This window comes from Thermus altitudinis, from assembly GCF_022760835.1.
GTDB classification, from domain to species: Bacteria; Deinococcota; Deinococci; order Deinococcales; family Thermaceae; genus Thermus; species Thermus altitudinis.
Genome location: NZ_JAKTNQ010000025.1, coordinates 1 through 6,012, shown reverse-complemented (window position 1 = coordinate 6,012; position 6,012 = coordinate 1). Strand labels below are relative to the sequence as shown.

General features: G+C 64.7%; 4 protein-coding genes and 2 pseudogenes. 2 read left to right on the top strand and 4 right to left on the bottom strand.

Annotation, left to right across the window (positions count from 1 at the left end; all coding sequences use genetic code 11):
- Positions 1 to 273 (top strand): annotated as a pseudogene (locus tag L0D16_RS09145) (helix-turn-helix domain-containing protein); the annotation flags it as partial.
- Positions 274 to 329: 56 nt separating this feature from the next.
- On the opposite strand, the pseudogene L0D16_RS09140 reads toward L0D16_RS09145, so the two are convergent.
- Positions 330 to 1,598 (bottom strand): annotated as a pseudogene (locus L0D16_RS09140) (IS256 family transposase).
- A gap of 127 nt (positions 1,599 to 1,725) precedes the next feature.
- Here L0D16_RS09140 and L0D16_RS12490 point away from each other — a divergent pair.
- Positions 1,726 to 1,848 carry a hypothetical protein gene (locus L0D16_RS12490; RefSeq protein ID WP_279231316.1) on the top strand — a complete coding sequence of 41 codons (123 nt, stop codon included), beginning with the start codon at positions 1,726 to 1,728 and terminating at the stop codon, positions 1,846 to 1,848.
- Positions 1,849 to 1,941: 93 nt separating this feature from the next.
- Here L0D16_RS12490 and L0D16_RS09135 read toward each other — a convergent pair whose 3' ends face one another.
- The 3 genes from L0D16_RS09135 to L0D16_RS09125 all read right to left on the bottom strand — a co-directional run.
- The gene (locus tag L0D16_RS09135) at positions 1,942 to 3,468 is read right to left on the bottom strand and encodes an ABC transporter transmembrane domain-containing protein (RefSeq protein WP_124104143.1); all 1,527 of its coding nucleotides are present in this window, start codon (positions 3,466 to 3,468) and stop codon (positions 1,942 to 1,944) included.
- On the bottom strand, positions 3,428 to 4,870 hold the full coding sequence (locus L0D16_RS09130) for a lanthionine synthetase C family protein (protein WP_243031523.1): 1,443 nt from the start codon (positions 4,868 to 4,870) through the stop codon (positions 3,428 to 3,430). Before L0D16_RS09130 ends, L0D16_RS09135 begins: the two co-directional genes overlap by 41 nt.
- A gap of 260 nt (positions 4,871 to 5,130) precedes the next feature.
- On the bottom strand, positions 5,131 to 6,012 hold an 882-nt coding region (locus tag L0D16_RS09125; protein WP_243031522.1), incomplete at its 5' end, for an IS256 family transposase.

Below are 6,012 nucleotides of genomic sequence, written 5' to 3'. Positions count from 1 at the left end.
CCAAAGATCGCCCAGCACTTCCACAAGGACCGCACCACGGTCTACCTCGTCCTCCGGCGCTTCGTGAGGGAGGGTCTCCAGGGCCTCGCCTACCGCAAACCCCCGGGAGCCCCCAGGAAGTTCACCCCCGAGATGGCCGCCTTCGTGGAGGAAAGGCTGGCCGAGGATAGGGTCTGGACCGCCCCCCGGCTCTCGACAGCCCTAGCCGAGCGCTTTGGGGTCCGCCTGGCCCCCAAGGTGGTGGCCCGGCACCTCAGGGCCATGGGGTATGTGTGAAGGTGCTCATGGACCGGGCGCCTTTCCACCGGTCCCGTGGGGTGGGGGTTGTGTCAAGAGTTATGTGTAAGAGTCTGTGTACGGGGGGCATACCGCTCCTGAAGCATCTTCTCCAGCACCTCCTTCACCTCCGAGAACCCCTTTAGTTTCCGTTCTGCCCACCTCCCTGCAAGATGTTCGCTTCGCGAAGCAGCCTGCCTCTCCGACTCCAGGTAAAGAAGCTTGTACACCGCCTCTTCCTTAGGAAACTTGTGGTCCCGCACCTTCGTCCCACGCCTCACCAGAACGCTAGCCCTTCGGGCTGAGCCCGAATAAACCGCTCCATCAGGTTAGTGCTCCGAAGATAGGGCCAAAGCACCTGGGGGCAATCGTAAAAGCGAAGCAGGGCCCCAGAGTCCTCCCACCAGGCCGCCACCAGGGAAGGATACCGAGACCCCCAGGCCTCCTTGAGCCTCTCCAAGGCCTCAAGGTACGCTTCGCGTGACCACGGGCTTCCACCCGGCTCCTCGCCCCATAAATCCCCTTCAGGTCCTGCGCCAGCAAGGCCCGGTCCCGGGAACGCACCTGGGCCAGGCTGGAGCGCACCCTATGCACCACGCACACCTGCCACTGGGCCAGGGGATACACCCGGCGGATCGCCTCTTCCATCCCGGGTAGGCCATCGGTGATGAAGAGCAAAACCCGCCGCAGGCCCCTTTGCCATAGTTCCCTCAAGCTAGCCCTATCGGGCTGACCAAGACCTCTTCCCAGGCAGTGGCGCTTTCCGTAGGCAAAAGCCAAAAGCCCAGAACCTGCCTCTGCCCACCAGGGGTGACGCCCAGAGCCACATAGACCGCCTCCCGCTCCACCCCAATCCCCTCCCTTAGGACCTTCAAGAAGAAACCGTCCAGGTAGACCCAGGCCATATCTTCCGGTATAGGCCTATGACGGAAGGCCTCCACCTCCTTCAGCACCTGGTCGGTAAGGGCGCTGATGGTCTCGTGGGTGTAGCGGTGGCCCAGAAGCAGGCTCATCACCTCGGCCGCCTTGCGCTGACTGACCCCGGCGGCGTACAGGGCCACGGCCACCTCGCCCAGGTCCACCTGGCGGCGGGCGTAGGGCTGGAGGGAGCTGGGGTAGTACCTCCCTTCCCGATCCCTTGGGATGGAAAGCTCCACCTGGCCAAAAGCGGTCTCCAGCTTCCTGGGGTAGTAGCCGTTTTTCCGCCCCCCGTGTTCCCGCAAGAAGGCTTCCCGGTCGGCGTTGAGCAGGGCCTGCAGAACCTGGGTTACCGTTTCCCTCACTGCTTCCCTCAAGATCATCTGGAGGGTATCCTGATCCATGGGGTACCTCCTCTCCCGTTGGTACCCCCATTCATATACATACCCTTACACATAATTCCTTACACGACCGGAGATTCCCCGGGAGCGAGGGTTTATGCCCTTGCCCAAGGGGTGGAGGAGCGGACTTTTGCCTGGCTGGGGCGAAAGGCGGCTGGGGGAGGAGTACGAGTACCGCCCTGAGGTGACGGAAGCTTGGGTGTATGTGGGCAGGCTGCGCTTGTGGGTGAAGCGGCTAGCCCGGGCCGCCTGAGGTGGGGTGGGGGTTTTACGACAGCCTCTCACCCACTCAGCAGACCCGCCCTTCACAGTGTTCGCAGCTTTAAAGCCTGGGTGAACGCGGGCGCTACCGGGAGTCCACCCCCTGCGGCCCCGCCAGCTCCACTACCCGGTCGAAGCGGCTGTGCAAAGCCTCATCCCCGTGCAGTACCACGACCAGGGCCTTTCCCGCGGTCCGGCGCAGGATGAGATCGAGCACCCCCTCGCGGCTCTCGAGGTCCAGGTTGGCCAAGGGCTCGTCCAGAAGGTAGAGGTCGGCCTCTTCGCAAAGCAGGGCGCCGATGGCGGCCCTCTGCCGCTGCCCCGAGGACAGGGCCTCCGGGCGGCGGTCCTCCAGGCCCTCTAGCCCCAGTTCCCGGCGGATCCCGGCGTCGGGAACCAGCTCGCGTACCGTCAAGGGCGGCAGTTCCGGGGGAGCGGTGAGCGCGGCCACCCGCGCGGGCCGCTCCACCTTACCCCTCTCGGGGGCTAGATACCCAGAAAGCACGTGCAGCAGGGTGGTCTTGCCCACGCCGTTGGGCCCTACGAGGAGCACGCGCTCACCCGAGCGGATTTCCACCCGCGGCAGCTCCAGCGGGGCCCCGCCCGCGTAGTCCAGCCGCACCCCCTCGAGCCGGGCTTCGGCGGCCGGCTGCACGTAGGGGTCGGGTGCGGAGGAGAGCAGTCCGTGCAAGCGCTCGAGGATCTGCCCGTAGCGGTGGAACTCGGGCACCCGGCGCAACAGGGAAAAGGTGTTGTCCACCGCCCGCCAAAAGGCGTTGACGAAGGCCAAGAACCCGCCGAAGCTCAGCACGCGGATCAGGACGAAGTAGCCGCCCACGACCAGCGCGAGCGTGTTGGCCAGGTTCATGAACACGTCGCTCCAGGCCTGTTGGGCCCACATCAGCCGGTGGCTGCGGTAGGTGTCTTCGAGGTGGGCGCGCAGGGCCTCCCGGTTGGCCGCCAGAGTCGGGCTGAGAAGACGGGGTAGGCCGCGTAGAGCCCGGAAGGCCTTTAGCGATTGGGAGAGGACCTCGAGGTAGCGGGCCTCCGACTCCCGCTCGTACTCAGTCGCCCGGCGAATCCCCGTCCCAACCCGCTGCGCGACCCACAATAGCGGCGGGACCAGGATCGCCAGGGCCAGGGTAGCCTGCCACGACAGGTACAGCAGCACCCCCAGGAAGGTTAGGGCCGCCAGGGCCTGGCGGGCTAGGTCAACCAAGAGGGAAATCGCAGGGGCCAGCCCCTCGAGGACATCCCGGTGAACCCTGCTCACAAAGGCCCCGGCTCCCTCACGACTGAAGTCTTTCCAGTCTATTCGCAGGGCCTGGGCCAGCAGCCGCCCCTCCAAATCAAGCACCACCTGGTTGATAAGGGCCTTCTGCCAGAGGGAGGCGACCCAGAAGAGAGCGATCAGGCCCAGTCCCACAGCGAGGTAGGCGAATCCCAGGAGGGCGAAGCGCCGGAAGTCTTGCGCGATCACCGCCTCGTCGAAGAGCCACTTGAGCATCAACGGATGGAGCAGGGCCTCGGTCGCGCTCACCAGGCTGCTCACCGCCACCAGCAGCAGGAACTCACCCCTGCGCCCCTCCAGGAGGGTCCATAACGTCTTCATCGGGCATCACCTCGTCCAGCATAAAGTCGGCGGGGCCGGGGCTCGCCACCCGGTGCAGCACCCGCAGAACCCCAGCGCAACCGGTTGCGAAGTCACAGGAGACCCGCAGCAGTCCCTCACCGGGGACGGCTAACCCCTCCAGGGTTCGCCCCTGGGGTAGGAGGCTGGCGCATGTGCGCGGCTCGAAGAGGTAGAGGGTGCGAAGCCCCTCCAGCTGGCGCTCCAGCCGCGCGAGGTGGATCAGCCCCCTGGTGAGCAGATAGGCATCAAGGAGGGTGTCGATGACCCCGGCTATACCGAACAGGTAGCCCGGAAGCACCGAGTACTTGCGGCCAAGTTCGTTGAGCAGGGGCCGGGCCTCCTCGAGCCATCCGTAGCGCAGCAGCACCTTAGCCACCCCCGCGCTTCCCACCTCGACATAGGGTTCGAGGGTGCCCTTATAGCGGAAGCTCATCGTGCCGGGTCCCGTCCGCTCGGCCTGGGCCAGGTCAAAGCGTAGTGCAGCCTCCCCGTCCTGCCGTGCGGCCAGGTCGCCGGTTAGCTGGTGCAGCCGTAACAGGAAGAGTGCCACTCCGGACTGGCCGAAGCCCAATCCGGTGAAGGGCTCGTCGCCACTGAAGCGGTTGACCCAGTAGGCCGTCCCGTCCTTGCGTTGAGCGCGGCTCGCCAGTCGGCGGTAGATGTCCAGGGCTGCATCAAGGTAAGCCAGTTCCCTGTCATGTAGGTAGAAGTGAAGGTTGGCCAGCCCGACTCCGCTCAGCCCGTAGTAGAGGGTATAGTCCTCGAGGCTGGGGTGATGGTTGGCCCGTCCAAGCACTTCCCGCGCTACCTCGACCTCACCAAGCTCGAGCAACACCCAGGCAATCCCTGCCAGCCCGGTTAGCAGGCCCGGGGGGAAGTCCTGCGGGTCAGCGCGGCGGGCTCGGTCAATGAACCACTTCCGCCAGGACTCGTTGAGGCTGAAACCCGCCTTGTGCAGCGCGTATAGGACCCCTCCAGCACCGAACCCCAGGCTCAGCGGGTTGGTCAGTACGGCGAAGGGGTCGGAGGGAAAGAGCGTGGGGCGTGCGGGATCGGCGGCCTGTTCGAGGAAACGAGCGATCTGTACGGCCCACTCGCGGGCCTGCCGCGAGCAGGGGGCTTCCCCTACATCCCAGCGTGTGGCGGTCGGCACGCTGCGCAGCGGCGGTGTAGTCACCCGCCGCACCATACGCTCCTCCTCCTCGGTCAAGAACTCCAGCACCCCGCCGAGATCCCGCTCGCCCTCAGCGACCGAGACAATGAAGTCATGGATCTCTAAGGGCCACCCCATGTCGCGGATGAGTGCGGGGTAGACATCGCGGAAGAGTTCGGGGCGCAGGACCGCATATGCGCTGATGGGGTAGATGAAGGAGGGCAGCATTATTCCCCTTTAGCAACAAATTGTAAACCGCCCGTTTCTGAATTTCTCGTCCAGGACGTTAAAATCCCCATCCACCTTTTTCGGGAGAAAATACAAAGAAAGGCAGGTGTTTACACGCTCCCAATGCGGACCCCCTTGGGAAAAAGTTCCACCCCCCTCAGATCAGGAAGTGCGATGAACAAGGCTTTGCTCTTTTAAGCACGAACTTTTTTCCTGTGAAAGGAAGATTTTCCTGGGAAAGAACTCGGGACCTGGTCGTGTCAAGATTTATGTGTAAGCGTCTGTGTACGGGGGGCATACCTCTCCCGAAGCATCCCTTCCAACACCTCCTGCACCTCGGCAACACCCTTCAACCTCCGCTCCGCCCACCTCCCCTCCTGCCGCTCGGACTCCAGGTACAAAAGCTTGTACACCGCCTCTTCCTTGGGAAACTTGTGGTCCCGCACCTTCGTCCCACGCCGCACTTCCCGGATAAACCGCTCCATCAGGTTGGTGCTCCGCAAGTACGGCCAAAGCACCTTGGGGTACCCGTAGAACCGCAGGAAGGCCCCCGAATCCTGTACCCAAAGCCCCACCACCCCCGGGTACCGCGAACCCCAGGCGGCCTTCACCTCCTCCAAGGCCCCAAGAGCTTCTTCCCGGCTCTCCGCCCCGTACACCCGCCTCAGGTCCTCCGCCAGCAGGGCCCGGTCCCGCGCCCGCACCTGGGACAGGCTCCACCGCACCCCGTGCACCACGCACCGCTGCCATTCCGCCTGAGGGTAGACCCTGCGGATCGCTTCAGGAAGCCCGGGCAGCCCGTCGGTGATGAAGAGCAATACCCGCCGCAGGCCCCGCTGCCAAAGCTCCCCCAGGACCCCCTCCCATCCCAGGGCGCTCTCCGTGGGCAAAAGCCAGAACCCCAGGACCCGTCTCTCCCCATCAGGGGCGATGCCCAGGGCCACATACACGCTTTCCCGCACGATCCCTTCTCCTTCCCTGAAGACCTTTAGGGAAAGCCCGTCCAGGTAGACGAAGGCCATCTCCTCGGGCAAAGGCCGGGTGCGGAAGGCTCCTGCCGCCTCCAGGACTTGGTCGGTCAGAGCGCTCAGGGTCTCGTGGGAGTAGCGGTGGCCTAAGAGCAGGCTCAATATCTCGGCCGC